The 24,253-nt window shown below is 65.6% G+C and carries 25 protein-coding genes and 3 pseudogenes; 11 read left to right on the top strand and 17 right to left on the bottom strand.

Going from position 1 to position 24,253, the window contains the following annotated elements:
- Positions 1-99 precede the first annotated feature (99 nt).
- From NRY95_21450 to NRY95_21430, 5 genes and pseudogenes are all read right to left on the bottom strand, one after another.
- Positions 100-549 (bottom strand): hypothetical protein, encoded by a 450-nt coding sequence (locus tag NRY95_21450; GenBank protein UYC16207.1) that lies wholly within the window; start codon positions 547-549, stop codon positions 100-102.
- 4 nt (positions 550-553) lie between these two features.
- Positions 554-754, bottom strand: a pseudogene (locus NRY95_21445) (ABC transporter permease).
- A gap of 93 nt (positions 755-847) precedes the next feature.
- Positions 848-1,294 (bottom strand): hypothetical protein, encoded by a 447-nt coding sequence (locus NRY95_21440; protein ID UYC16206.1) that lies wholly within the window; start codon positions 1,292-1,294, stop codon positions 848-850.
- 2 nt (positions 1,295-1,296) lie between these two features.
- The gene (locus NRY95_21435; GenBank protein UYC16205.1) at positions 1,297-2,112 is read right to left on the bottom strand and encodes an ABC transporter permease; all 816 of its coding nucleotides are present in this window, start codon (positions 2,110-2,112) and stop codon (positions 1,297-1,299) included.
- A 21-nt stretch (positions 2,113-2,133) separates the two neighbouring features.
- Positions 2,134-3,162, bottom strand: coding sequence for an ABC transporter ATP-binding protein (locus tag NRY95_21430; GenBank protein UYC16204.1), 1,029 nt, complete (start codon positions 3,160-3,162; stop codon positions 2,134-2,136).
- Positions 3,163-3,300: 138 nt separating this feature from the next.
- On the opposite strand from NRY95_21430, the gene NRY95_21425 reads away from it, so the two are divergent.
- Complete coding sequence (locus tag NRY95_21425; protein ID UYC18660.1) at positions 3,301-4,011, top strand: FAD-binding oxidoreductase; 711 nt, start codon at positions 3,301-3,303, stop codon at positions 4,009-4,011.
- A gap of 165 nt (positions 4,012-4,176) precedes the next feature.
- Here NRY95_21425 and NRY95_21420 read toward each other — a convergent pair whose 3' ends face one another.
- A complete protein-coding gene (locus NRY95_21420; GenBank protein UYC16203.1) occupies positions 4,177-4,527 on the bottom strand; it encodes a hypothetical protein in 351 nt (116 codons plus the stop codon).
- 786 nt (positions 4,528-5,313) lie between these two features.
- Between NRY95_21420 and NRY95_21415 the strand changes: the two genes are divergently transcribed.
- From NRY95_21415 to NRY95_21395, 5 genes are all read left to right on the top strand, one after another.
- A complete protein-coding gene (locus NRY95_21415; protein UYC16202.1) occupies positions 5,314-5,892 on the top strand; it encodes a hypothetical protein in 579 nt (192 codons plus the stop codon).
- The gene (locus tag NRY95_21410) at positions 5,889-6,089 is read left to right on the top strand and encodes a helix-turn-helix transcriptional regulator (protein UYC16201.1); all 201 of its coding nucleotides are present in this window, start codon (positions 5,889-5,891) and stop codon (positions 6,087-6,089) included. Before NRY95_21415 ends, NRY95_21410 begins: the two co-directional genes overlap by 4 nt.
- Positions 6,090-6,171: 82 nt before the next feature.
- Complete coding sequence (locus NRY95_21405; protein UYC16200.1) at positions 6,172-7,689, top strand: alpha/beta hydrolase; 1,518 nt, start codon at positions 6,172-6,174, stop codon at positions 7,687-7,689.
- A 31-nt stretch (positions 7,690-7,720) separates the two neighbouring features.
- Positions 7,721-8,467 (top strand): ATP-binding cassette domain-containing protein, encoded by a 747-nt coding sequence (locus tag NRY95_21400; GenBank protein UYC16199.1) that lies wholly within the window; start codon positions 7,721-7,723, stop codon positions 8,465-8,467.
- On the top strand, positions 8,464-9,645 hold the full coding sequence (locus tag NRY95_21395; protein UYC16198.1) for an ABC transporter permease: 1,182 nt from the start codon (positions 8,464-8,466) through the stop codon (positions 9,643-9,645). The genes NRY95_21400 and NRY95_21395 overlap by 4 nt, the downstream gene beginning before the upstream one ends.
- A gap of 135 nt (positions 9,646-9,780) precedes the next feature.
- Here the strand turns inward: NRY95_21395 and NRY95_21390 are convergent, their stop codons facing one another.
- Positions 9,781-10,791, bottom strand: a complete 1,011-nt coding sequence (locus NRY95_21390) for an energy transducer TonB (GenBank protein UYC16197.1) — start codon at positions 10,789-10,791, stop codon at positions 9,781-9,783.
- A 179-nt stretch (positions 10,792-10,970) separates the two neighbouring features.
- Complete coding sequence (locus NRY95_21385; GenBank protein ID UYC16196.1) at positions 10,971-11,579, bottom strand: TIGR00645 family protein; 609 nt, start codon at positions 11,577-11,579, stop codon at positions 10,971-10,973.
- 112 nt (positions 11,580-11,691) lie between these two features.
- Here NRY95_21385 and NRY95_21380 point away from each other — a divergent pair, with 112 nt between their 5' ends.
- The 4 genes from NRY95_21380 to NRY95_21365 all read left to right on the top strand — a co-directional run bounded on the left by NRY95_21380 (position 11,692) and on the right by NRY95_21365 (position 17,407).
- Positions 11,692-12,381 (top strand): glutathione binding-like protein, encoded by a 690-nt coding sequence (locus tag NRY95_21380; protein ID UYC16195.1) that lies wholly within the window; start codon positions 11,692-11,694, stop codon positions 12,379-12,381.
- Between the two features lie 76 nt (positions 12,382-12,457).
- A complete protein-coding gene (locus NRY95_21375; GenBank protein UYC16194.1) occupies positions 12,458-14,689 on the top strand; it encodes a S9 family peptidase in 2,232 nt (743 codons plus the stop codon).
- Positions 14,690-14,728: 39 nt separating this feature from the next.
- Positions 14,729-15,307 carry a cytochrome c oxidase assembly factor 1 family protein gene (locus tag NRY95_21370; GenBank protein UYC16193.1) on the top strand — a complete coding sequence of 193 codons (579 nt, stop codon included), beginning with the start codon at positions 14,729-14,731 and terminating at the stop codon, positions 15,305-15,307.
- 306 nt (positions 15,308-15,613) lie between these two features.
- On the top strand, positions 15,614-17,407 hold the full coding sequence (locus NRY95_21365; GenBank protein ID UYC16192.1) for a DUF885 domain-containing protein: 1,794 nt from the start codon (positions 15,614-15,616) through the stop codon (positions 17,405-17,407).
- Between the two features lie 107 nt (positions 17,408-17,514).
- Here the strand turns inward: NRY95_21365 and NRY95_21360 are convergent.
- From NRY95_21360 to NRY95_21320, 9 genes and pseudogenes are all read right to left on the bottom strand, one after another.
- Positions 17,515-17,805 (bottom strand): annotated as a pseudogene (locus NRY95_21360) (type IV secretion system protein).
- Between the two features lie 56 nt (positions 17,806-17,861).
- Positions 17,862-18,182, bottom strand: a complete 321-nt coding sequence (locus NRY95_21355) for a hypothetical protein (GenBank protein ID UYC16191.1) — start codon at positions 18,180-18,182, stop codon at positions 17,862-17,864.
- A 154-nt stretch (positions 18,183-18,336) separates the two neighbouring features.
- The gene (locus NRY95_21350; protein ID UYC16190.1) at positions 18,337-18,876 is read right to left on the bottom strand and encodes a DUF4189 domain-containing protein; all 540 of its coding nucleotides are present in this window, start codon (positions 18,874-18,876) and stop codon (positions 18,337-18,339) included.
- A gap of 18 nt (positions 18,877-18,894) precedes the next feature.
- Positions 18,895-19,890 (bottom strand): annotated as a pseudogene (locus tag NRY95_21345) (type IV secretion system protein).
- A 48-nt stretch (positions 19,891-19,938) separates the two neighbouring features.
- A complete protein-coding gene (locus NRY95_21340) occupies positions 19,939-20,259 on the bottom strand; it encodes a hypothetical protein (protein UYC16189.1) in 321 nt (106 codons plus the stop codon).
- 151 nt (positions 20,260-20,410) lie between these two features.
- Positions 20,411-20,944 (bottom strand): DUF4189 domain-containing protein, encoded by a 534-nt coding sequence (locus tag NRY95_21335; protein UYC16188.1) that lies wholly within the window; start codon positions 20,942-20,944, stop codon positions 20,411-20,413.
- Positions 20,945-20,961: 17 nt separating this feature from the next.
- Positions 20,962-22,101 (bottom strand): type IV secretion system protein, encoded by a 1,140-nt coding sequence (locus NRY95_21330; protein UYC16187.1) that lies wholly within the window; start codon positions 22,099-22,101, stop codon positions 20,962-20,964.
- A gap of 54 nt (positions 22,102-22,155) precedes the next feature.
- On the bottom strand, positions 22,156-22,920 hold the full coding sequence (locus tag NRY95_21325; protein UYC16186.1) for a DUF4141 domain-containing protein: 765 nt from the start codon (positions 22,918-22,920) through the stop codon (positions 22,156-22,158).
- A 323-nt stretch (positions 22,921-23,243) separates the two neighbouring features.
- Positions 23,244-23,675, bottom strand: coding sequence for a hypothetical protein (locus NRY95_21320; GenBank protein UYC16185.1), 432 nt, complete (start codon positions 23,673-23,675; stop codon positions 23,244-23,246).
- Between the two features lie 178 nt (positions 23,676-23,853).
- Between NRY95_21320 and NRY95_21315 the strand changes: the two genes are divergently transcribed.
- Positions 23,854-24,102 carry a hypothetical protein gene (locus tag NRY95_21315; protein ID UYC16184.1) on the top strand — a complete coding sequence of 83 codons (249 nt, stop codon included), beginning with the start codon at positions 23,854-23,856 and terminating at the stop codon, positions 24,100-24,102.
- The last annotated feature ends 151 nt before the right edge of the window (positions 24,103-24,253 follow it).

Below are 24,253 nucleotides of genomic sequence, written 5' to 3'. Positions count from 1 at the left end.
TGGCGGCAATCAGGATCAGGCAGGCGCTGAGAACGGCGCGGCGCGCCGTGGGGACAATCGCGGTCATCGGAATTCTCTGGGGGCGGGGACGGGATGCGCTCAGCGCATGTCGTTCAGCAATTGCTTGCAAAGCTCGGCATCGGGCTTGTAGGTGCCGTCGGCATGCACCTTCTGCATGCTCTGCAGCCCCTGCTTGTAGCCGTTGTCGAAGTCGCCGGAGAAGTTCGCCGCCTGGGCATAGAGGCCCTGCATCGTTTTCTTCTGCTTGGCCTTGTAGGCATCGGCCTGCGCCTGCGTTGCGCCGCAGGCCTTGCCATTGGCGACATTGCCGCCGACGATCTTGCCGAAGTTGACGATGCCCGCGTCCTGAGCGTGAACCCCGCCGCTGGCGCTCGCCAGCAGTGCCGCCGCGATGACTGCCGTGTATCGGTTCATTCCTTGCTCCTCGTGCGGCCCGTTGCAAGCAGGCCGGTAAAACCCCTGTGCGCCGAGGATAGCAATGCCGCGCGCAAGCCCCAACCCTGGCTGCACCACGCGCGAGGGCGGCATTCAACTAGCTGCGCAACCCCACCCCATGCCGCAGCAGCCACAGCGCCAGCGCGCTGAGCACCGCGACGAAGCCCAGCATCAGCGCGCAGGCCACCCACACCGGCACGTCGCTGCTGCAGAGCAGGCCGTAGCGGAAGACATTGACCATATAGAAGATCGGGTTGGCGCGGGTGGCGGTCTCGGCCCAGCCGGGCAGTAGCTTCACCGGCGGATACGCCCTGGTCGCGACGGCGCCGAGGATCGGGATGCGCGTCTGGTGGTGCCCTGTGGCGACGTGGAATCCGCCGGCAGGGCCGTGCTAGCCCTTGGTGTCCTGCTTGGCCAGCGGGCCGATCAGGGTCTCGATCCCGGCGCGCACCTCGGCGCACTGCTCCCGGTAGTGCGCCTGGCGTTGCGCCAGGTCCTGGGCGCCGTCCTGCGCCTCGAGGGCGGCCAATAGCTGGCGGAAATCGTCGAAGCTGGCACGCATCGCAGCGTCGTGCGCGGCCGCATCGAAGGTCACGTTCGCGGCCAGCGCGCGCGCTCGCGCGGCCTGCTGCAGCGCGCCGGCAAGGCGGGACATCTCGGCTGGCGGCAGCTCGCAGTAACGCGCCTGGGCCAGCTGCGTGCCATCGGCCTCGCCCAACCTGTACAGCGTCTCGGCGCTCGGCGCGGCCGGGTCCTGGCCGGCCGCGGGCGCGGCAGCCGGCACCGCGGCGGCGCCGCACAGCAGCCACAATGACAGCGGCCCGATGGCGCGGCGCATGCTCAGCTGCGCAATCCCACTCCGCGCTTGAGCAGCCACAACGCCAGCGCGCTGAGCACCGCGACGAAGCCCAGCATCAGCGCGTAGGCCACCCAGACCGGCACGTCGCTGCTGCCGAGCAGGCCGTAGCGGAAGGCGTTGACCATGTAGAAGATCGGGTTGGCATGGGTGGCGGCCTCGGCCCAGCCGGGCAGCAGCTTCACCGAATAGAACACGCCGCCCAGGTAGGTCAGCGGGGTCAGGATGAAGGTCGGCACGATGGCGACGTCGTCGAACTTCTTCGCGTAGACGGCGTTGATGAAGCCGGCCAGCGAGAAGATCGTCGCGCCCAGCAGCACCGTGGTCAGCGTCACCAGCGGGTGCGGGATGCGCACCGGGGTGAAGAACATGGCGATGATCAGCACCAGCACGCCGACCATCAGTCCGCGCAGCACCGCGCCGGCCACGTAGCCCCACAGGATCACCCAGTTCGGCATCGGGCTGACCAGCAGTTCCTCGACGTGGCGGCCGAACTTGGCGCCGAAGAAACTGGAGCTGATGTTGCCGTAGCTGTTCTGGATCACGCTCATCATCACCAGGCCGGGGACGATGAACTGCATGTAGCTGTAGCCGCCCATGTCGCCCACGCGCGAGCCGATCAGCCCGCCGAAGATCAGGAAGTACAGGGTCATGGTGATCGCCGGCGGCACCAGGGTCTGGCCCCAGATGCGCAGGATGCGCTTGACCTCGCGGCGCACCACGGTGCCCAGCGCGACCCAGTTGCGCTGGGCCGGCGTGGTCTCGGGGAGGAGGGAGTGCGGTTGGATTGGGGTGTTCATCGGCGTCCGGCGAAAGAGGGATCAGGTGGCGGCGGGGGGGCGCGGCGAATCCGTGTTCGCCGCGCCCGCGGCGCTGGCGACGGCTGCGGACTGGCCGCTGCTGTGGTCGCCGGTGAGGCGCACGAACAGCTCCTCCAGGCGGTTGCTCTTGGTGCGCATCGAGCGAACGCGGATGCCGGCGTCGCCGAGCGCGGCGAACACCCGGTTGAGGTCCATCGCCCGCGGCATGTCCAGGTCCAGCGTGTGCGCGTCCTGTGCCAGCAAGGTGGTGCCTTCGATCGCCGGCAGCTGCGCCGGCAGTGCGCCGTCGATGTCCAGCAGGAAGCCTTCCACGTCGAGCTTGGCCAGCAGTTCGCGCATCGGGCCCTGCTCGACGATGCGGCCGCGGTCGATGATCGCCAGGTTGCGGCACAGGCTCTCCGCTTCCTCCAGGTAGTGCGTGGTCAGGATGATGGTGGTGCCGGCGGCGTTGATCTCGCGCAGCACGCGCCACATGTCGCGGCGGATCTCGATGTCCACGCCGGCGGTGGGTTCGTCCAGGATCAGCAGGCGCGGCTGGGTCATCATCGCGCGGGCGATCATCAGTCGCCGCTTCATGCCGCCGGACAGGGTGCGGCTCATCACCTGCGCCTTCTCCCACAGGTGCGCGCGCTTGAGTTCCACTTCGGCCTGGCGTTCGGCCTGCGCGCGCGGCATGCCGTAGAAGCCGGCGTAGTTGACCAGGATGTCGAAGGGCTTCTCGAACAGGTTGAAGTTGATTTCCTGCGGGACCAGGCCGAGCAGGCGCATCGCCGCGCTGCGCTGGGCGGTCAGGTCGGTGCCGAACACCTCGACCTGGCCGGCGCTGAGGTTCACCAGCGAGCTGATGATGCCGATCAGGGTGGACTTGCCGGCGCCGTTGGGGCCGAGCAGGGCGAAGAAGTCGCCGGGCAGCACGTCCAGCGACACGCCGTGCAGCGCCTGCACGCCGTTGTCGTAGGTCTTGCGCAGCTCGCGCACGCGCAGCGCGGGCACCGGCGCGGAGGAGGGAAGCGGGGAGGTGGGGTTCAAGGCGGACCTTTCGCGCCCTGTTGACGGCGCTGAAGAAATGCAGCCGCTATTATAGAAGACCTCGTGGGCTCGGCCCCGGCCATAGACTGTTGCATCCGCGTGCCTGCCCAATTCCCGTTGAAACTGGTCGACCGCCACATGCTGGCCCCGGCCGTCGGCCACTACCGCTTCGTCCGCGACGACGGCCAGCCGCTGCCGTTCTTGCCTGGCCAGTTCGTGCAGGTGCATTTCCACTACGCCGACGGCACCGCGACCAAGCGCAGCTACTCGCTGGCGACCCGCCACGACCCGGCGCAGCCGGCCGATGCCACGGTCGAGATCGCGGTCAGCTTCGTCGCCGGCGGCGCGGCCACGGCGCTGTTCGAAGGCCTGGAGATCGGCGGGCAGGTCTGCGCCAGCGGTCCCTACGGCCGCTTCTGCCTGAACCAGGGCGACAGCAACCGCCGCTACCTGCTGATCGCCACCGGCACCGGCGTCACCCCGTACCGTTCGATGCTGCCGCTGCTGGAGGCGGCGATGGCCGAGCGCGGCGTGGAAGTGGTGCTGCTGCTGGGTGCGCGCACGCCGGCCGAGCTGCTGTACGGCGACGAGTTCCGCGCCTTCGCCGACGCGCATCCGGGTTTCCGCTTCGTGCCGTGCTTCTCGCGCGAGCTGCCGGAGGCGCCGCATGCGGACGTGCGCCACGGCTACGTGCAGCAGTTCCTGGCCGAATTCGCGCCGCAGGCCGAGGGCGACGTCGCCTACCTGTGCGGCAACCCGAACATGGTCGACGCCTGCTTCGATGCGCTGAAGGACGCCGGCCTGCCGGTGCAGCACATCCGCCGCGAGAAGTATGTCAGCAGCAAGTAGCGCCGAGCGGCATCGCCGATCGCCTCAATGCGGGCTGGAGACCGTCGTCTCGTGCAGGCTGCTTCTGTCTGGCAGAGCGTTAACGAGATCCGACTGCGCGACGCGCCAATCGGGCTGATCGGATTCGCGTGATGGACGGCGCTCGGTAGATCGCTGACTATCTCTCTACAGTAGCTCGAGAGCCATGAGCTTGCATGTTGCCCAATATCGATAGGTAATTGCCTGATTTCCCTGGGCGCCGTTACCTTGCCCATCTTGTATGGTTGCTCTCACCGACGTGCCGTTGAATTTCGCCCCCAGGGCCGCGGCATACATCGCCTTGCCGCCATCCACATTGGTGTCGATCCATAGCATGTTGAAGTCGCAGGAACAGCCGGAGATGGGGCTGGCTATGGAAAGACCTGCGACACCCTGCGATGGAATCAACGTGGCAACCTTTCCTTCGACGGTGCATACCTCCGCGTATGACGGCATGGCGCAGATGCAGAGCAATGCTCCCAAAAAGAATCGTTTCATGTTTTTCCGTACCTTGATAATTATCGCAACGATCAACGGCATCGCTATGGCACGCCACGTTCCATGGTATGACCGATAAGTGATCGAATGCGTACCCGGACGTCTTGCCCGGCGCGCCCCCCGATTGCCTTCCAGCCCTTAGACTCCCATCGTCCTAAGTTGCGGCAACGTCTGCCATTTTGCGCGTTGCGCACGCCCGCCACTCTTCATAGTCTCCGGAACTCGCATTTGCGATTCCACGCTCAAGATGAGCGTGGCGGGAAGGCCGCCAAACTGCAGCCTTCGCATGGTCTGCATACAGTTACGCCGGAGAGGACCTACCCACTTACGACTCCAGGCGCAGCTTTCAATCAGCCAAGATTAGCTCAGCGAACGATGGCGCGCCAGATCACCTTCCCTCACGCATGCTGGCTGTGCGCTTTACCTAAGGTAGCCACCAAGGGGCAGCTGATGATCGGGTGAAAGACAAAATGGGCTAGGTGCTGCTACTGGAACGACGGTTGCCGTAGATCAGCGTCGGCTGCGCGTGAAACGTGATCGGTCTCCCGGCACCTCTGAAGTATCTGCGAAAAAATTCTTTCGGAGACATCGCAGATGGACCCGACACCGGTCCATCTGTTGGCGATACCGGCAACTTGGCGCCCGGGCATGTAAAGGATACTTGACATGCGCATCTGGCGTGCGCATTCTGTTGTCAAGTGTGCTTGACAGGAGGCGTGGTCAGCGCAACAGGGCGGTGGCCGCAACGGCGCCGGACAGGGCAGGTTGAACATTGGGGATTAGGTGATGAGCAACTGCAGGCGCACTGCGATCGCGGTGCTGTGCCTCAGTCTGGCGCTGCTGATGGCAGCCGTCTGGCTGCCGTTCGGTGGCAGCGACTATCTGCGCGGGCTGTGCATGGGCGTGGGCGTCGGCGGCCTGTGCCTGGCGATCATGCTGTGGTGGTCGCCGGGCAGCCTGCGCGACAGCGCGCCGCCAGCGCTGGCGCGCCGCTACTACCGCGAGTTCGGGCTGCCGATGCTGCTCTACGTCGGCGTGATGCTGTGCTGGAGGCGCCTGCTCGGCAGCGTGGAGGCGGACTGGGCGCGGGTGCTGATCGCGCTGCTGCCGGCGCTGCTGGTGGTGCTGGTGATCCGCGCGGTGGCGCGCTTCGTGCGCGACTCCGACGAGATGCAGCGGCGCATCGAACTGGAGTCCATCGCCATCGCCGCCGGGCTGGTCGCCGGGGGCTACATGACCGCCGGTTTCCTGCAGGCCGCTGGCACGATCGCGGTGCCGGCAGCGGCGGCGATGCTGTGGGTGTTTCCGCTGCTGTGCGCGACCTACGGCATCGCCAAGGGCGTGAATGCGCGCCGCTACCAATGAACAGCCGCATCCGCGCACTGCGCGAGGCGCGCGGCTGGTCGCAGGGCGAACTGGGCGAGCGGCTGGGCGTGTCGCGGCAGACCATCAACGCGCTGGAAACCGGCAAGTACGATCCGAGCCTGCCGCTGGCGTTCCGGATCGCGCGGCTGTTCGCGCACAGCATCGAGCAGGTGTTCCTGTTCGACGATTCCGAGTAGTCCCCGCGACCTGCCATCGGTCGCCTACGACGCCATGCTCCGGCATGGCATCCTGCAAGCCATGAACTCAAGGATGCGAACCATGCCACACCCATGCAGACCGCTCGCCGTCGTTGTGGCGGCCTTGCTGCTCGCCGCCTGCCAAGGCGGACACGGACCGGCGCCGCAGAATGCGGGACGCAGCTACGGCACGTTGCGTTTCCATCCCTGCACGTTGACCAGTCCGGTTGCGGCCAACAACGTCGAGGCGCAATGCACGCGCATGCCGGTGCCGGAGAATCCGGCAGCGCCCGGCGGGCGCAAGATCGAACTCAACATCGCCTGGTTGCCGGCCAACGGCCAGGGCGGCAGCGATCCCGATCCGGTGTTCTTCCTCGCCGGCGGCCCCGGCCAGGCGGCGACCGAGGTCGCCAGCATCGTCGACATGGCCTTGCGCGAAACCCGCAAGCGCCGCGACGTGTTCCTGATCGACCAGCGCGGCACCGGCCAGTCCAATCCGCTGACCTGCCTGGGCGCGGACGGCAAGGAAATGCAGCTGGCCGATCCGGCGCGCGCGCCCACCGCGAACGAGCTGCTCGACTACGCGCGGCGTTGCGCGCAGTCGCTGCAGGGCCGCGCCGATCCGCGCTACTACACCACCACCCAGGCCATCGCCGACCTGGACGCGGTGCGCGCCGCGCTCGGCCCGGACAAGCTCAACCTGATCGGCGGTTCCTACGGCACCCGTGTCGCCCAGCAGTACGCGGCGCGCTATGCGGCGCACACCCGCAGCGTGGTGATCGACGGCGTGGCGCCGAACGACCTGGTGGTCGGCGGCGAATTCGCCACCACCTTCGAGGACGCGATCACGCTGCAGTCGGAGCAGTGCAGGGCCACCCCGGCCTGCGCCAAACGCTTTCCCACCGACACCCGCGCGCAGCTGCGCACGGTGGTGGAACGGCTGCGGCAGGCGCCGGCGGACGTGGACTATCGCGACCCGGACAGCGGCGAGAGCACGCACGACCGGGTGACCGCCGACACCGTCACCAGCCTGGCGTTCTCGTTCTCGTATGCGCCGCAGACCGCCTCGCTGTTGCCGCTGGTGCTGGACGAGGCCGCGCACGAGCGCTATGCGCCGCTGATGTCGCTGGCGAAGATGATGGGCAAGCAACTGGACGGGCAGATGAACCGCGGCATGCAATGGTCGGTGATCTGCGCCGAGGATGCCGACCGTTACCACCCGCCTGCCGCCGGCGGCGACACCTTGCTCGGTCCGGAGGTGGCGCAGATGTTCTTCGCCGCCTGTCCGGCATGGCCGACCGGGACGCGTCCGGCCGGTTTCACCGCGCCGTTCAAATCCGAACTGCCGGTGCTGCTGACCTCCGGCGAGCTGGATCCGGTGACCCCGCCGCGCTATGCCGCGCGCGTGTTGCAGGGCCTGCCCAACGGCCGCCACCTGGTGGTGCGCGGCCAGGGCCACGGCACCATGACGTTGGGCTGCATGCCCAAGCTGCTGAGCCAGTTCTTCGAGAACGCCGATGCCAAGCGGCTCGACGCCACCTGCCTGGACGCGATGAGCGGCGTGCCGGCCTTCACTTCATTCAACGGATGGGAACCATGAGCCGCGCAGCGTTTCGCAGGGAGGACCGCGCATGATCGTCGCCGACAATCTGCACAAGGCGTTCAAGACCAAGGCCGGCACCGTGCAGGCGGTGCAAGGGGTCAGCTTCGAAGCCGCCGACGGCCAGATCACCGGCCTGCTCGGTCCCAACGGCGCCGGCAAGACCACCACCTTGCGCATGCTGTACACGCTGATGACGCCCGACCAGGGCCAGGTGCGCGTGGACGGCATCGACGTGGGCGCCGATCCGCTGGCGGTGCGCCGCACGCTGGGCGTGCTGCCGGACGCGCGCGGCGTGTACAAGCGCCTGACCGCGCGCGAGAACATCGCCTACTTCGGCGAACTGCACGGGCTGTCGGCGGCGCGCATCGCCGAGCGCACGCGGCTGCTGTCGGCGGCGCTGGACATGGACGACATCCTCGACCGCCAGACCGAGGGCTTCAGCCAGGGCCAGCGCACCAAGACCGCGATCGCGCGCGCGCTGGTCCACGATCCGCGCAACGTGATCCTCGACGAACCGACCAACGGTCTGGACGTGATGACCACGCGCGCGATGCGCGGCTTCCTGCGCGGGCTGCGCGCCGAAGGGCGTTGCGTGATCTTCTCCAGCCACATCATGCAGGAGGTGGCGGCGCTGTGCGACCGCATCGTGATCGTCGCCAAGGGCACGGTGGTGGCCGCCGGCACGGCCGACGAACTGCGCGCCCTGACCGGCGAAGACAATCTGGAAGACGCCTTCGTCAAGGCGATCGGCAGCGACGAGGGACTGCACGCATGAGCCTGTTACGCACCGTTTTCACCGTGATGCGCAAGGAATTGCGCGACCTCGGACGCGACCGCCGGACCCTGGCGCTGGCGCTGCTGCTGGGCCCGCTGCTGTACCCGGCGCTGATCCTGGGCATGGGCGCGCTGGCCGAGAGCCGGGTCAGGACCCAGATCGACAAGCCGCTGGACATCCCGGTGATCGGCCGCGAGCGCGCGCCGAACCTGGTCGCGTTCCTCGCCGCGCAAGGCCTGAACGCGGTCGCCCCGCCCAAGGACCTGACCGCGGCGATCCGCAGCCAGGACGTGGACCTGGCGCTGAAGATCGACGAGGACTACGCCAACGCCTGGCGCGAGGGGCGGCCGGCGCTGGTGGAGATCGTCAAGGACAGCACCCGCCGCGATGCCGACATCCCGACCACACGCGTGCAGACGGCGCTGAGCATGTACAGCCAGCAGGTCGGCGCGCTGCGGCTGTTGGCGCGCGGCGTCGATGCGCAGGTGGCGCGGCCGCTGGACATGGCCGTCCAGGACCTGGCCACGGCCGAGGCCAAGCGCGGCGCGTTGCTGGCGATGCTGCTGCCGGTCTTGCTGTGCATCACCTCGTTCATCGGCGGCGCCTATCTGATCCTCGACGCCACCGCCGGCGAACGCGAGCGGCAATCGCTGGAGCCGTTGCTGGCCACGCCGGCCTCGCGCGGCGCCATCGTCAGCGGCAAGATCGCCGCCGCCTGCGTAGTCGGCCTGGCCTCGCTGCTGCTGACCCTGCTCGCGTTCAAGCTCAGCGCGCAGGTCGCCAGCGGCATCGGCCGCCAGCTCAACGTCGGCGTCGTGGCGATGCTGCAGATGCTGTTCGTGCTGCTGCCGATGCTGCTCATCGGCACCTCGCTGCTGACCCTGCTGGCCGCCTCGGCCAAGAGCATGAAGGAGGCGCAGAGCCACATGACCTGGCTGATGCTGCTGCCGATGCTGCCCGGCTACGCGTTGATGGTGTATCCGCTGAAGACCACGCTGTGGCAGTTCGCGGTGCCGTTCCTGGCGCAGAACCAGATGCTGCTGAAGATCATCCGCCGCGAACCGATCGACCTGCAGATCTGGGCGGTGTACCTGGCCGCCGGCTTCGGCCTGGCCGCGCTGCTGTGGCTGGCCGCGGTGCGCCGCTACCGGCAGGAGCGGTTGGCGATATCGGGGTGATTGAGAGCCGGGAAACGGGAATGGAGAACCGGGAATAGGAAAAGCGGGAATGCCGACCGGACGCAGCGCTTCCGCGATTCCCCATTCCCGATTCTCCATTCCCAAAAAAAGCCCGGCGGAGCCGGGCTTTTTTTCTTAGCCGCCGGGATTGAACGCCAACGTGCGCCGCGTCGTGACCGGCGCGCTGACCGGCTCGAAGCGCCAGCGCTTGGTCGCGTTCAGCGCTTCGCGGTCGAATACCCGCGCCGGAGTGGCGCGCAGCACGCGGGCGTTGGTGACCGAGCCGTCGGTGCCGACGGTGATCTCCAACAGCACTTCGCCGGCGGTGCCCGAGCGCAGCGCTTCCGGCGGGTAGCGCGGCGCCGGCGTGCTGATCGCGCGCAGCGATTGCGTGCTGGCGACGGCCGTGGCGGCGGCCGGCGGCGGCGTGGCCGCAGGCTGTGCGGCTGCCGGAGCCGGGGTCGGCGCGCTGCGCGCGGCGGCGGCCTGGCGCTCGGCTTCCTGGCGTGCGCTCTCGCGGCGCGCGGCTTCCTGTTGCGCGGCGATCTGCTGCGCGGCCTGCGCCTCGCTGGCCTGCTGCTGCGCCTGCTTGTGCTGCTCGGCCAGCAGCTTGGCCTTCTGTTCGGCCTCCTTCTTGACCTTGTCGGTCTCTTCCTGGCTGCGCTGCGCCGCGGACTGCATGCCGTTGCTCACGCCCAGCTTCAGCCGCGGCAATGCCGGCGCCTGGCTGTCGATCTTCTCGATCAGCGCGACCAGCCGCTGCGCTTCCGGGAAGTCCTCGCGGTTGATGCTCTGCTCGGCGGCGATCAGCGTGTACGGCATCAGATCGGTCAGCGCGCTCTTCACCCCGGCGTCGTCCGGCTGCTTGTCGCGCAACGCCAGGTAGTACTCGACCGCGTTGTTGCCGGCCGGCGCATACATGCGGTTCTCGCGCAGCGCCTGGCTGGCCGATTCGTGCAGCTGTTCGGTGCCCATCGACTGCACCTTGGCCGAGACCGGCGGTGCGGCCGGCGCCGTTGCCGCGGGCTTGGCCGCCGGCGCGGCGGCCGGGGTGGCGTCTTCCTGCTTGGAGCAGGCCGCCAGTGCGGCCAGCAGCACTACGGACGCCATGCGGCGCGCCCTTGCGAATGTCGTTACCTGCAACATGCTTCCCCCCTAATCCCCGGTGATGGCCATGAGTACGCAGCGGTGGTTCGCGTGCGCGGCCGGTCCGGCTCCCCCGTCCCTGCCAGCGCATCCCACCCGACAATCTAGCATCCACTCCCGCTGCGCGCTTGACGGCCGTGTGCCGACGGCCGGAAAAGCGTGACCCCTCGCACGCAGGGTCAGTGCGCCGGTTTTTCCGGCGCGGCCATCAGCCGGTCGGTCCAGGCGATGCCGATCGCCGACAGGATGAAGACGCCGTGGATGATGGTCTGCCACATCACCCCGGTCGCGGTCAGCGTGGCGCAGCTCTTCAGGTCCACCGTGGCGGCGGCGCTGGCCAGCTGGTCCGGCGAGCACAGCGGCATGCCGCCCAGCGCGCCGACCGCGATGAAGGTCTTGAGCAGGTGGATCGAGGAGATGCCGATGATCGACAGCGCCAGCTTCACCTTCAGCACGCTGGCATTGACGTGGCTCAGCCACTCCGGCTGGTCCGGATGGCCTTCCAGGCCCAGCCGCGAGACGAAGGTCTCGTAGCCGCCGACGATCACCATCACCAGCAGGTTGGAGATCATCACCACGTCGATCAGGCCGAGCACGATCAGCATGATCTGCTGCTCGCCCAGGCTCGGCGCCTCGTGGATCAGGTGCCACAGCTCCTTGCCGAACAGGAACACGTAGACGCCCTGGGCCACGATCAATCCCAGGTACAGCGGCAGCTGCAGCCAGCGCGAAGCGAAGATCAGGCTGGACAACGGATTCAGGCGGGGCGGCGGAGACGGCGGGCTCATGGCGTGATAGCGGATGCTGCGTTGCAGGAAGGCCGCAGGGTACCGGCCTGCCGGGATGCTGCCAAGCGCTGGGCGCGGCTACACTGGGCGCCCCGTGTTCCGGACCGCCGCCATGATCGATCTGTACTACTGGCCCACGCCCAACGGCCACAAGGTCACCCTGTTGCTCGAGGAAGCCGGCCTGGACTACACCGTCAAGCCGGTCAACATCGGCGCCGGCGAGCAGTTCGCGCCGGCGTTCCTGGCGATCTCGCCGAACAACAAGATGCCGGCGATCGTGGACCATGCGCCGGCCGACGGCGGCGCGCCGCAGAGCGTGTTCGAGTCCGGCGCGATCCTGCTGTACCTGGCCGAGAAGACCGGGCGTTTCCTGCCGGCCGATCCGCGCGGGCGCATCGTCGCGCTGGAGTGGCTGTTCTGGCAGATGGCCGGACTCGGCCCGATGAGCGGACAGATGGGCCACTTCGCGGTGTATGCGCCGGAGAAGATCGGCTACGCGATCGACCGCTACACCAACGAGGTGCGGCGCCTGCACAGCGTGCTCGACAAGCGCCTGGCGCACAGCGACTACCTGGCCGGCGCCGAGTACGGCATCGCCGACATGGCCAGCTATCCGTGGATCGAGGTGTACAACGGGCTCACCCCCGACTACGCCGCGTTCCCGCACCTCAAGCGCTGGCACGACGCGATCAGTGCGCGCCCGGCCACCCAGCGCGCCTACGCGCTGAAGCAGCAGGTCAATCCGGACGCCGGCAAGCCGCTCAGCGACGCCGAGCGCAGGCACCTGTTCGGCCAGCGCTGAGCCGGCCCGCGTCACGCTTCTCACCCCCCGGGCGTTCGCGCATTTTCCCGCGCTCGGCGCTCCGCCAGGAACCTTCATGCGCTCTCTGTTCGCCGTTCTCGCCCTCATGCTCGCCACACCCTTCGTTCCCGCGCACGCCGAAAAACTGACCCTGGACGCCATCACCGGCAGCAAGCCGCTGTCCGGGCCGACCTTGATGAAGCCGCAGGTCGCGCCCGACGGTTCGCGGGTGACCTTCCTGCGCGGCAAGGACAGCGACCGCAACCAGCTGGACCTGTGGGAATACGACATCGCTAGCGGCCAGACCCGGCTGCTGGTGGACTCGAAAGTGGTGCTGCCGGGCACCGAGACGCTGAGCGACGAAGAGAAGGCGCGGCGCGAGCGCCAGCGCATTTCCGCCTATGCCGGCATCGTCGATTACCAGTGGGCGCCGGATGCGCAGGCGCTGCTGTTCCCGCTCGGCGGCGAGCTGTATCTGTACGACCTGCGCAAGAGCGGCAGCGCCGCGGTGCGCAAGCTGACCAACGGCGAGGGCTTCGCCACCGATCCGAAGATCTCGCCGAAGGGCGGTTACGTCAGCTTCGTGCGTGCGCGCAACCTGTGGGCGATCGACCTGGCCAGCGGCCAGCAGCATCAGCTGACCGGCGACGGCAGCGACACCATCGGCAACGGCGTGGCCGAGTTCGTCGCCGACGAGGAAATGGACCGCCACACCGGCTACTGGTGGGCGCCGGACGACTCGGCGATCGCCTTCGCGCGCATCGATGAATCCGCCGTGCCGGTGCAGAAGCGCCCGGAGGTGTATGCCGACCACACCGAGGTGATCGAGCAGCGCTATCCGCAGGCCGGGCAGCCCAATGTCAAGATCCAGCTGGGTACGATCGCGCCGCGCGCCGGCGCGCAGCCGCAGTGGATCGACCTGGGCAAGAATCCGGACATCTACCTGGCGCGGGTGGACTGGCGCGATGCGCAGCGGCTGACCTTCCAGCGCCAGTCGCGCGACCAGAAAAAGCTCGAACTGATCGAAGCGACCCTGGCCGGCGGCAAGCAGCGCGTGCTGGTCACCGAGACCAGCAAGACCTGGGTGCCGCTCAACCACGACCTGCATTTCCTCAAGGACGGGCGCTTCGTCTGGGGCTCGGAGCGCAGCGGCTACGAGCACCTGTACCTGGCTTCGGAAGACGGCCGCAAGCTGGTTCCGCTGACCCACGGCGACTGGATCGTGGACGAACTGCTGGCGGTGGATGAAGCCGCCGGCAAGGTCTATTTCTCCGCGACCAAGGCCTCGCCGACCCAGACCCAGCTCTACGCGGTGCCGCTGGCCGGCGGCGCGATCGAGCAGCTGTCCAGGCCCAACGGCACGCATGCGGCCAGCTTCGCCAGGAACGCCAGCGTCTATGTCGACAGCTGGTCCAACACCACCACGCCGCCGCAGATCGAGCTGTTCCGCGCCAGTGGCGAAAAGATCGCCACGCTGCTGGTCAACGACCTGGCCGATCCGCAGCATCCCTACGCCAGGTACCGCGACGCGCAGCGTCCGCTCGAGTTCGGCCACCTGACCGCGGCCGACGGCAAGACCCTGTTGCACTACCGGCTGACCAGGCCCGCCGACTTCGATCCGGGCAAGCGCTATCCGGTGGTGGTCTACGTCTATGGCGGCCCGGCCGCGCAGACCGTGCTCGACGGCTGGCCGGTGCGCGGCGATGCGTTGTTCGACCAGTACCTGGCCCAGCACGGTTATGTCGTGTTCTCGGTCGACAACCGCGGCACGCCGCGCCGCGGCCGCGACTTCGGTGGTGCGCTGTACCAGCGCCAGGGCACGGTGGAAGTGGACGACCAGCTGCGCGGCGTCGCCTGGCTGAAGGCGCAGCCGTGGGTGGATGCCGCGCGCATCGGCGTGTACGGCTGGTCCAACGGCGGCTACATGACCCTGATGCTGCTGGCCAAGCACAGCGACGCCTATGCCTGCGGCGTGGCCGGCGCGCCGGTGACCGACTGGGCGCTGTACGACAGCCACTACACCGAGCGCTACATGAACCTGCCCGCGGCCAATCCGGACGGCTACCGCGACGGCCGCGTGGCCGCGCACCTGGACGGGTTGAATTCGCCGCTGCTGCTGATCCACGGCATGGCCGACGACAATGTGCTGTTCACCAATTCCACCGCGCTGATGAGCGAGCTGCAGAAGCGCGGCAAGCTGTTCGAGCTGATGACCTATCCCGGGGCCAAGCACGGCCTGTCCGGCAGCAATGCGCTGCACCGCTACCGCACCACCGAAGCGTTCCTGGCGCGTTGCCTGAAGCCCTGATCGCCATCCGCACCGTCTCTCGCCGAAAAGGAGGTCTGCATGTCCACCCCGCCACCGTTACCCGGTTCGCCCGCGTCTGATCCCGCTGCCGCCGCGCCGCCGGCAGCGGCCCGGAGCGGCTGGTGGGCACGCCACTGGAAATGGGCGGTGCCGCTGCTGGCGCTGCTGTTGGGCGCGGTGCTGCTGGCCTCGATCGCGGTGTTCGTGTTCGGCATCGCGAGTGTCACCAAGGCGTCCGAGCCGTACCGTATCGGCTTGGCCGGAGCGAAGGTCAACCCGCGGGTGGTCGCCGCGCTCGGGGAGCCGATCGAGGACGGCATCATGCCCAGCGGCAGCATTGCCACCAGCAACGGCACCGGCAGCGCCAACCTCACAGTGTCGCTGCACGGCTCGCGCGGCAACGGCACTTTGTACATCGAGGCCGAGCGCCATGCCGGCGAATGGCACTACACGACCTTGCAGGTGCTGCCCGACGCCGGCGAGGCGATCTCGCTGCTCGAGCCCGGCGTGGACGCCGCCGGCGAGACCGATGCCGAATCCGATTCCGGCATGGATGCCGATGCGGCGCAGACCGACGCCGATCCGGCCGCGCCGGTCGAGGCCGATAGCGCGCAGTAGAGGCATACGCGCCGCGGCGTGCGGTGCAGCTGCAGGCGAGCCGCAAGTCGGCTGGCCAAATCCGGCGAATCGCTGTGTTGCGCGGGCACGGTGGTTGCAGCGCATCGCGGTGTCGCCGTCCTGCCGACCGCAAGCGGGCGGCCCGTGGATGCATTTCGCGACCTCGCAGCGGCCGCCGCGCTGCGCCGTCCGCTTCCGTTTCGCGAGCGTGTCGCCGGCCGCCGGGTGCGGCCGTGACCTTCGGCAGCTTGCCGGCCGTGCGCGCGCCGCGTACGGTCGCCGCATCGTCCTGCTGGAGATCCACCGATGAAGCCACTCGTCCTCGCCATCGCGCTGGCCCTGGTCGCGCCATTGCCTGTGCTTGCGCAGGCCGCGCCGGCTGCCGCTTCGGCCGAGGCCGCCAGCCCGGCATGGGTGAAGCGCAGCAACGACGTCGCGCAGATCCTGCTGCAGGCGCAGGCGCCGTTCCAACCCGAGGAAGTGAGCTTCTTCGGCGTGCCGGGGTACGACGACAAGGTCACCGACCTGGGGCCGGACAATGCCCGCCGCTATCGCGACGCGATCGCCAAGGCCCGGCGCGCGCTGCAGGAGAAGCTGGAGGTCGAGCGCGATCCCAACGTGCGCCAGGACCTGGCGATCATGATCCACGCCGCCGACCAGGCCGTCGAAGGCAGCACGTTGAACGAACGCCTGCTGCTGCCGTGGCAGGATGCGCCGCAGATGGTGTTCGGCGGACTCAACAATCTGCTGTCCGAACAGGTGCCGGCGGCGCGCCGGGCCAAGGCGCTGGACCGGTTGCAGCGCTATGTCGGCCTGGCGCCCGGCAGCAGCTCCTCGCTCGTGCTGGCGCGCCAGCGCTACGAGGAAAAACTCGCCGACGGCGCGCTGCTGCCGCCGACCCGGCGCGAGGTCGAGCAGGCCTTGAGCAATGTGGACACCTACGCCAAGGGGATTCGCGAACTGTTCGCGACCTACAAGATCGACGGCGCCGATCCGGCGCTGGCGGCCATGGACAAACAGTTCAACGACTACGCCGCATGGACGCGCAAGGTGGTCCTGCCGAAGGCGCGCGAGGACGCACGCCTGCCGCCGCAGCTGTATGCCTTCCAGCTCAAGCAGGTCGGCATCGACATCCCGCCGCAACTGTTGATGCAGCGCGCGCAACTGGAATTCATGGAGACCCGCGCGGCGATGCAGCAGCTGGCGCCGCTGGTGGCCAAGGCCAAGGGCCTGAAGGTCGACGATCCCGGCGATTACCGCGCCGTGATCCGCGCGCTCAAGCGCGACACCATCGCCAACGACCAGCTGGAAACCCATTACCGCGACGTCATCGCGCAGATCGATCCGATCATCCGCCAGCAGCGCATCGTCGATGTGCCGCAGCGGCCGATGCAGATGCGCCTGGGGTCGGCGGCCGAGAGCGCGGCGCAGCCGGCGCCGCATTTCCGCCCGGCGCCGCTGGTCGGCAATACCGGCGAGCAGGGCACCTTCGTGCTGCCGCTGGGCAATCCGGATACCGCCGGCAAGGGCGAGCACTACGACGACTTCAACTTCGGCTCGGCGGCGTGGACGCTGAGCGCGCACGAGGGCCGGCCCGGCCACGAACTGCAGTTCACCGCGATGGTCGAGCGCGGCGTCTCGCTGGCGCGCAGCATGTTCGCGTTCAATTCGGTCAACGTCGAGGGCTGGGCGCTGTACGCCGAAGCCGAAATGGTGCCGTACGAACCGCTGGACGGGCAGCTGATCGCGCTGCAGTTCCGCCTGCTGCGCGCCGCGCGCGCCATGCTCGACCCGATGCTCAACCTGGGCCTGACCGACCGCGAACGCGCGCGCCTGGTGCTGGAGAACGACGTCGGCCTGTCGCCGGCGATGGCACGGCAGGAACTGGACCGCTACATGGTGCGTGCGCCCGGCCAGGCCGGCAGCTACTTCTACGGCTACAGCCGCATCATGGAACTGCGCATGCGCACCGAACTGGCGCTGGGCGCGAAATTCGACCGGCTCAAGTTCAACAACTTCCTGCTCGACCAAGGCCTGCTGCCGCCGGATCAGCTGGCGACCGCGGTGGACGAGGGATTCGTGCCGGCGCAGCGGAAGTGATTTGCCGTGCCGCTGCGTCATCGCGCGGCGGCCGATTCACGCGGCGGCTTATTGCTGTGAGCGCGTCTACGGTTTCATCGCTGCAGAGGAAGCGCCTATGGCATGGACATGGAGAACAGGGCGAGCTGGGTATAGGCCAGGTTCTCGTCGATGGCATCGGCGGCGCTACCGGCATCGCCGGTGAACAGCCCGTGGATCTCCTGGTCCAGGTTGTCGGTCATGGTCTTGTGCAGCATGGCGCCATTGGCACCCACGGCGCTGGCGATGCCGAGGATGACCACGATCTTGGTGGCCTTGACTATGGTGGCCAGTGCCGACTCGCGCGATTGGCCGGTGGCGATACGATACCCGGCCAGCAGCACCCAGAGGGTGACCGCGGTCATGGCGATGACGCTGACCCGGTTCATCGGATGATCCCGTGTACCGCGCGCTAAATCCGATCCCCGCCCATGCCCTACTGCGCGGGTGCTCCGCTGGTCGCGGACGAGGTGGCGTTTTGGCCCTGAACACCTTTAGGGAACGCCTGGGGGCAGACCTGAGCGTACAGTGCAGACGAGACAGGGTTGTAACAATACGGGTTGGTCACCGTAAAAGTGCCCGTGGCCGGGTTGATTGGTGCCCAGCAATCCGTCGGCACGCCGAGCGTACAGAAGAGGAATGGGTTGTTCCCATAGTAGGGGATGGGCGTATAAAAACCACCGCCGCTGGACTGGGCGTGCGCCTGAGTCATTGGGGCACTCATGAGCAAGGCGGCCAATAAGATTTTAGCTTTCATCGCGCTTCACTCCTTGAATTGATGTCGACTAGCTGAAGAAATATGAGAATCTGTGAATGATCCACTTGCTGCGCAGTAAATTCAAATGATTTGTGCTGTGTGCATATGGTTATTCAGGCTTCCTATCTACCTTAAATCCATAATCAATCAGAAATCAATATTTATGGAAAATTGGCTCTGTGCACGCGGTGTATGCGACCTTGCACTTCGCTTCGGTCGTTTTTTTATTGAGCATGCTGCAGTCTTTGGCCGCTTGAACGCTCGCTTCATTAATTGTTCCTGCGCTAATGTATTTGATAATTCCTGTGGATAATGCGCGCCCGTCTATTTGAGGTTCGGCGAGCGCTACGCATTGATTGCGGTACGAAAAAATAACTTTGCAATTGTCCTTTGCGCGAGAGGAACAGCGCCTTAATGAATCCTCTTCTGCCTCGGATTTTGAGAGTTTGCCTGTAGTAACGCCGTAGATCGTCGTGGAATCAACGGATCCGATTGAGATTGCTCCCCATGTTTTGATCCACTCTCCGCTTGGAACGGCTGGTTGTTGCTGGATCTGATTTTCTTGGGGAATTGGTGCGCAGGCTGCAGCACCCTGCCCCCCAATTGGATATTGACCAGGTGGACAGCCTTGTTCAGCACGAGCGGTGCCAATCATGCACGCGAGAAAGGCAATTAACAGAAAGCTAAATTTCATGTACGCCCCAATTCACAATCAGATAAATTGACTGGGATTCTTATTTGCTTGGCCCATAGATCCGCTTCCTTCAGAATTTGGGAGTGTTTGCGGCATGCCCGAAGTTCGGTTGCCAGTTGACGGTGTAGCAGTAGTCTGCCCACCTGACATTGCTGTGTCAGTGCCGATCTGCCGCGGCGCATACGCTCCCGGCGGCTGCCCCTGCGGCCCAGGTGACGCGCCAGCACCAAACGCCGAATACGCCATGAACGTTCCCATATTTCCTTGCCACAATGCGGCAGCGACGGTGGGCATGGTGACGATCAGGACAGTGAGCAGCAAGCCGATACCACCCTGCTGCAGCGCCTGCGAACTGAGGCCTTCGGTATCGGTGCCGAGGAGGCCGTTGATGCTTTTGCTGGCCCACAGTGCGATGGCGACCTTGGTCGAGAGCTTGAGCACCATGGCCGAGACCACGGAGAGCATGGACATGGAGAACAGGGTGCCGATGACGTAGAACAGCCACTTCTTGAACAGGTCCTTGGTCTGATCGAACATCAGGGCGAGGATGAAGATGGGCCCGACGCCGACCAGGAAGGCCATGGTGAACTTGAACAGCAGCAGCATCGCACCGGCGGCCATGGCGGGGCTGGCGGCGCCGAAGCCGGCCATGAACAGGGCCTTGTTCTTCTTGTCCAGCGATTCGGGATCGGTGGGGCTGATGCGGACCACATCCACGGCGGCCAGGGCGAGCTGGGTATAGGCCAGGTTCTCGTCGATGGCATCGGCGGCGCTACCGGCATCGCCGGTGAACAGCCCGTGGATCTCCTGATCCAGGTTGTCGGTCATGGTCTTGTGCAGCATGGCACCGTTGGCACCCACGGCGCTGGCGATGCCGAGGATGACCACGATCTTGGTGGCCTTGACCATGGTGGCCAGTGCCGACTCGCGCGATTGGCCGGTGGCGATGCGGTAGCCGGCCAGCATCACCCAGAGGATGACCGCAGTCATGGCGATGACGCTGACCCAGTTCAGCGGATTGATCCAGTCTGCCGCGCGCTAAATCGAATCCTCTCCGATGCTTTACTGCGCGGGTGCCTCGCTGGCTGCGGACGACGTTGCATTTTGGCCCTGAACACCTTTAGGGAACGCCTGGGGGCAGACCTGAGCGTAAAGTGCGGACGAGACAGGGTTGTAACAATATGGGTTGGTCACCGTAAAAGTGCCCGTGGCCGGGTTGATTGGTGCCCAGCAATCCGTCGGCACGCCGAGCGTGCAGAAGAGAAATGGGTTGTTCCCATAGTAGGGGATGGGCGTATAAAAGCCACCGCCGCTGGACTGGGCCTGCGCCTGAATCATTGGGGCACTCATGAGCAAGGCGGCCAATAAGATTTTAACTTTCATCACGCTTCACTCCTTGAATTGATGTCGGTTGACTGAGGAATGTATGAAAATCCGCGCATGCCCACTTGCTACGCAGTCAATTAACGGCTCGTGCTGCATGCATGTGGTTAGTCAGATTTCCTATATATTTTGAAACCCACAATCAATAAAATCAATATTTCTGAAAAATTGGCTCTGAGCATGCGTCATATACAACTTCACATTTCGCCTCAGAAGTTGCCTTATTATCGTCTTTGCATATTTCTAGCGCAGCCTTGCTCGCTTCGTATACAGTAGCTCTGCCGACAATTCTGATAAATCCAGTTGGGAATGGCTTTCCGTTTATATGTGGCTCAACTATTACTGCACATTGATTTTCATAAGCGAGCCCAACTTTGCAGTTTGTTTCACCATGAGATGCGCATCGTATCATAGCATCTTCCTCTGCCAAAGATTTTGAAAGTTTGCCAGTAGTCACGCCATAGCTCGTGGTGGAATCAATAGACCCAACCGCAATGGCTCCCCAAGTCTTGATCCATTTCCCACTCGGGCGTGCCTGTTGCTGTGGAGTATTTCCTTGCGGAATAGGCGCGCATGCAATTGCGCCCTGCCCTCCAATCGGGTACTGGCCAGGCGGGCATGCCCCTTCCGCATAAGCAAAATCAATAAATGGCGCAATGATGAATAAAAAACACCAAAATTTCATACATGCCTTATTTAAATTCAGGTAAATCGACTGGGATTTTGATTTGCTTGGCCCATAGATCCGCTGCCCTCAGGAGAAATTACGGTTTGTGACATACCTGAAGATCGTTGGTTAACTTGTGACTGCTGAATAGGCGTGCTTTGTGTTGCGGCATCGCTGCTAGCAATGCGAGGCGGCGCATATGCCCCCGGCGGCTGCCCCTGCGGCCCAGGTGACGCGCCAGCACCAAACGCCGAATACGCCATGAACGTTCCCATATTTCCTTGCCACAATGCGGCAGCGACGGTGGGCATGGTGACGATCAGGACAGTGAGCAGCAAGCCGATACCACCCTGCTGCAGCGCCTGCGAACTGAGGCCTTCGGTATCGGTGCCGAGGAGGCCGTTGATGCTTTTGCTGGCCCACAGTGCGATGGCGACCTTGGTCGAGAGCTTGAGCACCATGGCCGAGACCACGGAGAGCATGGACATGGAGAACAGGGTGCCGATGACGTAGAACAGCCACTTCTTGAACAGGTCCTTGGTCTGATCGAACATCAGGGCGAGGATGAAGATGGGCCCGACGCCGACCAGGAAGGCCATGGTGAACTTGAACAGCAGCAGCATCGCACCGGCGGCCATGGCGGGGCTGGCGGCGCCGAAGCCGGCCATGAACAGGGCCTTGTTCTTCTTGTCCAGCGATTCGGGATCGGTGGGGCTGATGCGGACCACATCCACGGCGGCCAGGGCGAGCTGGGTATAGGCCAGGTTCTCGTCGATGGCATCGGCGGCGCTACCGGCATCGCCGGTGAACAGCCCGTGGATCTCCTGGTCCAGGTTGTCGGTCATGGTCTTGTGCAGCATGGCGCCGTTGGCACCCACGGCGCTGGCGATGCCGAGGATGACCACGATCTTGGTGGCCTTGACCATGGTAGCCAACGCGGACTCGCGCGACTGGCCGGTGGCGATACGATACCCGGCCAGCAGCACCCAGAGGGTGACCGCGGTCATGGCGATGACGCTGACCCAGTTCATCGCCCGCTTCATCAGCTCCATGCCAAAGGTATTGATCTCGCTGTTCAAGTACGTGTTGATCAGCTTGAAAAAAACGTAATCACCGAGCCCGGTATCCGCCATCGGATGCAACCAGTTCATCGCCCCCTGGAAAATGCTGTCCATGTTTCTTCCCGATTAATTCCTGCTGATAGCGAAGCTGCGGTTGCTACGACGCGCTTAATCGACAGACAGCGCCGTCTTCAATGCGGCTGCCTGCACTACTTGGCCAAAGATCGAACTGCTGCCGTCGAGCGCGCGCTTGGCGAGCTTCGTCTGGTCGTTCTTCAGGGTCATCTCGCGGGCATCATAGGCCTTGATCTTGGCCTGCCAGTAATCGAGGTCCATGGAATTCTGGGTCATGAACCGGGAGACCTCGTTGTCGTTCGCCGCGAGTGCGCCCTGGCTGGTCCCGACGCTATTGCGCTGGGCCTGGATCTTTTCCTGGAAATCCTTGTTGCGCTGGATCAGACGCTTGAGCATGCGTACCGACTCGTTGTAGCGCGCATTGTCGGTCAGAACCAACTGCTGGCAGACCTTCAACTGCTCTTCGACCAGATTGCCCTGCATATTGGGCAGCAAATTCTTGAAGCCATTCACCAGGCCAGTCACACCGCTGCCGCTCCCACCTGGACAGGCATCTTCCATCCCGTAGTCATCGGCGCGCTCGGTGAAGTCATCTTGCATGGTCGAGCCAGTCAGGTTGAGGCTCTGCAGCTTGATCAGCTGTTGCTGGTAATGCGCGATCTGATCCTTGTACTGCTTGAGGGTGTCTGTCCACCGCTTGGCATCCTCGGCATATTCCTTCAGCGTTTCGCCAAGGGAGGTAGGGTCATGCACGATCCATTGCGCATTGGCTTGACTGGCACAAAGGCCCGCAGCCAGCAGCAACCCTGTGGCCAGGCAGGAAAATGGCTTGCGTGAACGGCGGGTAGGTTCAATCATGGCGTATCTCGCAGGTTGTCGCTGTGCAGGTAATTGAAACGTACATGTCCCGCCGCGGAGCTGATGGCTCCCGGCCGGATAGCGCGATGTGCAAGGACGGTTGGCGCGCCGACTTCACGGACGCCCGTACTGGCCCGGAAGCCAGCGAGAGAAAACCCCAATTGTGAGCCTGCTACAGCCATCGTCCTTGTGCACTAAGTAGAATGCAGGTCCTGACAAATTTCGCACATTCTGCGTGAAGTTCCCATAAATTTATTGCTACACAAATGTGAATAAATTCATCTACAGTCAGGTAGGGCTCTCCATGCGCTGCCTTTGAACTTCTAGGGAGTGCGCACCTGCGCCCCCGGCGGCACCCAGATCGCCATGCCGGCGGCGCGCTTCTGCGTGGTCGGGATGCCGATGCCCAGGCCGCCGCCGACGTGGCCGCCGTAGCTGCCGGCGCCCACCGACACGCTGCCGCCCGAGCGCTGCGAGGCCACGCCCATCAGCACCACGCCGTTGGCGCCGAGCCTGGCCGCCTCGCGCTTGAGCCGGGCCATCGCCGCATCGGTCTGGCCCTGGGTGCCGAAGCCGGCCGCGCTGGACGATTCGAGTTGGGCGATGTCGACCGCGCCCGGCGGCGGGGTCGAATAGATCTGGACCAGGGCCGGGTCGATCGGCAGACGCGGCGCACCGACCATCACCTTGGAGGAACTGGCGCAGCCGGCCAGCGCAAGCAGCAGCGCCAGCGGCAACAGCGGTCGGACGTTCATGGCATTACCCCCGCGGATCGGATACGAGGCGATGATAGGCGCGACCGGTGAACCGCGCCGCACCCGCCATTGCCGCATCACCGTGGCATGGCCGCCGTGAGTCCCGTGCCAAGAGTTGGCTTGCGCCGCCAGGGCTGCGCGCTATGGTGCGCACTGGCATTCAGCGTAGGGCGGCGGCATGGGCTTGATCAGTCTGTTGTGGGGCATCGTGGCGTTGCTGTGGATGATCCTGGCCTTCATCCCGCTGCTGGGCTGGGGCAACTGGTTCGTGATCCCGTTCGCCGCGGTCGGCGCGATCATCGCCGCGATCGGCCTGCTGTTCACCTCGGCCCCGAACCGCGGCCGCGCCAAGACCGGGCTGATCCTCAACGGGCTGGTGATCGTGGTCGGGGTGATCCGGCTGAGCCTGGGCGGCGGGGTGATCTGACGGCATGCGCCGCCGCCGCCGGGCGCCGCGGCATGCTGTGTTGCAGCAGGCCCGGTCCATCTGCGGCCGGCAGGCGTAAAATTCGGCGGTGACGATCGCTGCGGTGGCCGTCACCGTTCGCGCCGGTGCGTGCGGCGCGGCCCGGTAGAGC

It is taken from the genome of Xanthomonas campestris pv. phormiicola (assembly GCA_025666215.1).
Taxonomy (GTDB): Bacteria; Pseudomonadota; Gammaproteobacteria; order Xanthomonadales; family Xanthomonadaceae; genus Xanthomonas_A; species Xanthomonas_A campestris_A.
The sequence above is the reverse complement of the archived record's forward strand: the minus strand, read 5'-3'. Positions and strand labels throughout refer to the sequence as shown.

Excerpts from the sequence above, each read along its gene's own strand:
- NRY95_21450 (UYC16207.1), bottom strand. The coding sequence starts at position 549 with ATGCCGCCCTCGCGCGTGGTGCAGCCAGGGTTGGGGCTTGCGCGCGGC.
- NRY95_21440 (UYC16206.1), bottom strand. The coding sequence starts at position 1,294 with ATGCGCCGCGCCATCGGGCCGCTGTCATTGTGGCTGCTGTGCGGCGCC.
- NRY95_21435 (UYC16205.1), bottom strand. The coding sequence starts at position 2,112 with ATGAACACCCCAATCCAACCGCACTCCCTCCTCCCCGAGACCACGCCG.
- NRY95_21425 (UYC18660.1), top strand. The coding sequence starts at position 3,301 with ATGCTGGCCCCGGCCGTCGGCCACTACCGCTTCGTCCGCGACGACGGC.
- NRY95_21420 (UYC16203.1), bottom strand. The coding sequence starts at position 4,527 with ATGAAACGATTCTTTTTGGGAGCATTGCTCTGCATCTGCGCCATGCCG.
- NRY95_21415 (UYC16202.1), top strand. The coding sequence starts at position 5,314 with ATGAGCAACTGCAGGCGCACTGCGATCGCGGTGCTGTGCCTCAGTCTG.
- NRY95_21410 (UYC16201.1), top strand. The coding sequence starts at position 5,889 with ATGAACAGCCGCATCCGCGCACTGCGCGAGGCGCGCGGCTGGTCGCAG.
- NRY95_21405 (UYC16200.1), top strand. The coding sequence starts at position 6,172 with ATGCCACACCCATGCAGACCGCTCGCCGTCGTTGTGGCGGCCTTGCTG.
- NRY95_21400 (UYC16199.1), top strand. The coding sequence starts at position 7,721 with ATGATCGTCGCCGACAATCTGCACAAGGCGTTCAAGACCAAGGCCGGC.
- NRY95_21395 (UYC16198.1), top strand. The coding sequence starts at position 8,464 with ATGAGCCTGTTACGCACCGTTTTCACCGTGATGCGCAAGGAATTGCGC.
- NRY95_21390 (UYC16197.1), bottom strand. The coding sequence starts at position 10,791 with ATGTTGCAGGTAACGACATTCGCAAGGGCGCGCCGCATGGCGTCCGTA.
- NRY95_21385 (UYC16196.1), bottom strand. The coding sequence starts at position 11,579 with ATGAGCCCGCCGTCTCCGCCGCCCCGCCTGAATCCGTTGTCCAGCCTG.
- NRY95_21380 (UYC16195.1), top strand. The coding sequence starts at position 11,692 with ATGATCGATCTGTACTACTGGCCCACGCCCAACGGCCACAAGGTCACC.
- NRY95_21375 (UYC16194.1), top strand. The coding sequence starts at position 12,458 with ATGCGCTCTCTGTTCGCCGTTCTCGCCCTCATGCTCGCCACACCCTTC.
- NRY95_21370 (UYC16193.1), top strand. The coding sequence starts at position 14,729 with ATGTCCACCCCGCCACCGTTACCCGGTTCGCCCGCGTCTGATCCCGCT.
- NRY95_21365 (UYC16192.1), top strand. The coding sequence starts at position 15,614 with ATGAAGCCACTCGTCCTCGCCATCGCGCTGGCCCTGGTCGCGCCATTG.
- NRY95_21355 (UYC16191.1), bottom strand. The coding sequence starts at position 18,182 with ATGAAAGCTAAAATCTTATTGGCCGCCTTGCTCATGAGTGCCCCAATG.
- NRY95_21350 (UYC16190.1), bottom strand. The coding sequence starts at position 18,876 with ATGAAATTTAGCTTTCTGTTAATTGCCTTTCTCGCGTGCATGATTGGC.
- NRY95_21340 (UYC16189.1), bottom strand. The coding sequence starts at position 20,259 with ATGAAAGTTAAAATCTTATTGGCCGCCTTGCTCATGAGTGCCCCAATG.
- NRY95_21335 (UYC16188.1), bottom strand. The coding sequence starts at position 20,944 with ATGAAATTTTGGTGTTTTTTATTCATCATTGCGCCATTTATTGATTTT.
- NRY95_21330 (UYC16187.1), bottom strand. The coding sequence starts at position 22,101 with ATGGACAGCATTTTCCAGGGGGCGATGAACTGGTTGCATCCGATGGCG.
- NRY95_21325 (UYC16186.1), bottom strand. The coding sequence starts at position 22,920 with ATGATTGAACCTACCCGCCGTTCACGCAAGCCATTTTCCTGCCTGGCC.
- NRY95_21320 (UYC16185.1), bottom strand. The coding sequence starts at position 23,675 with ATGAACGTCCGACCGCTGTTGCCGCTGGCGCTGCTGCTTGCGCTGGCC.
- NRY95_21315 (UYC16184.1), top strand. The coding sequence starts at position 23,854 with ATGGGCTTGATCAGTCTGTTGTGGGGCATCGTGGCGTTGCTGTGGATG.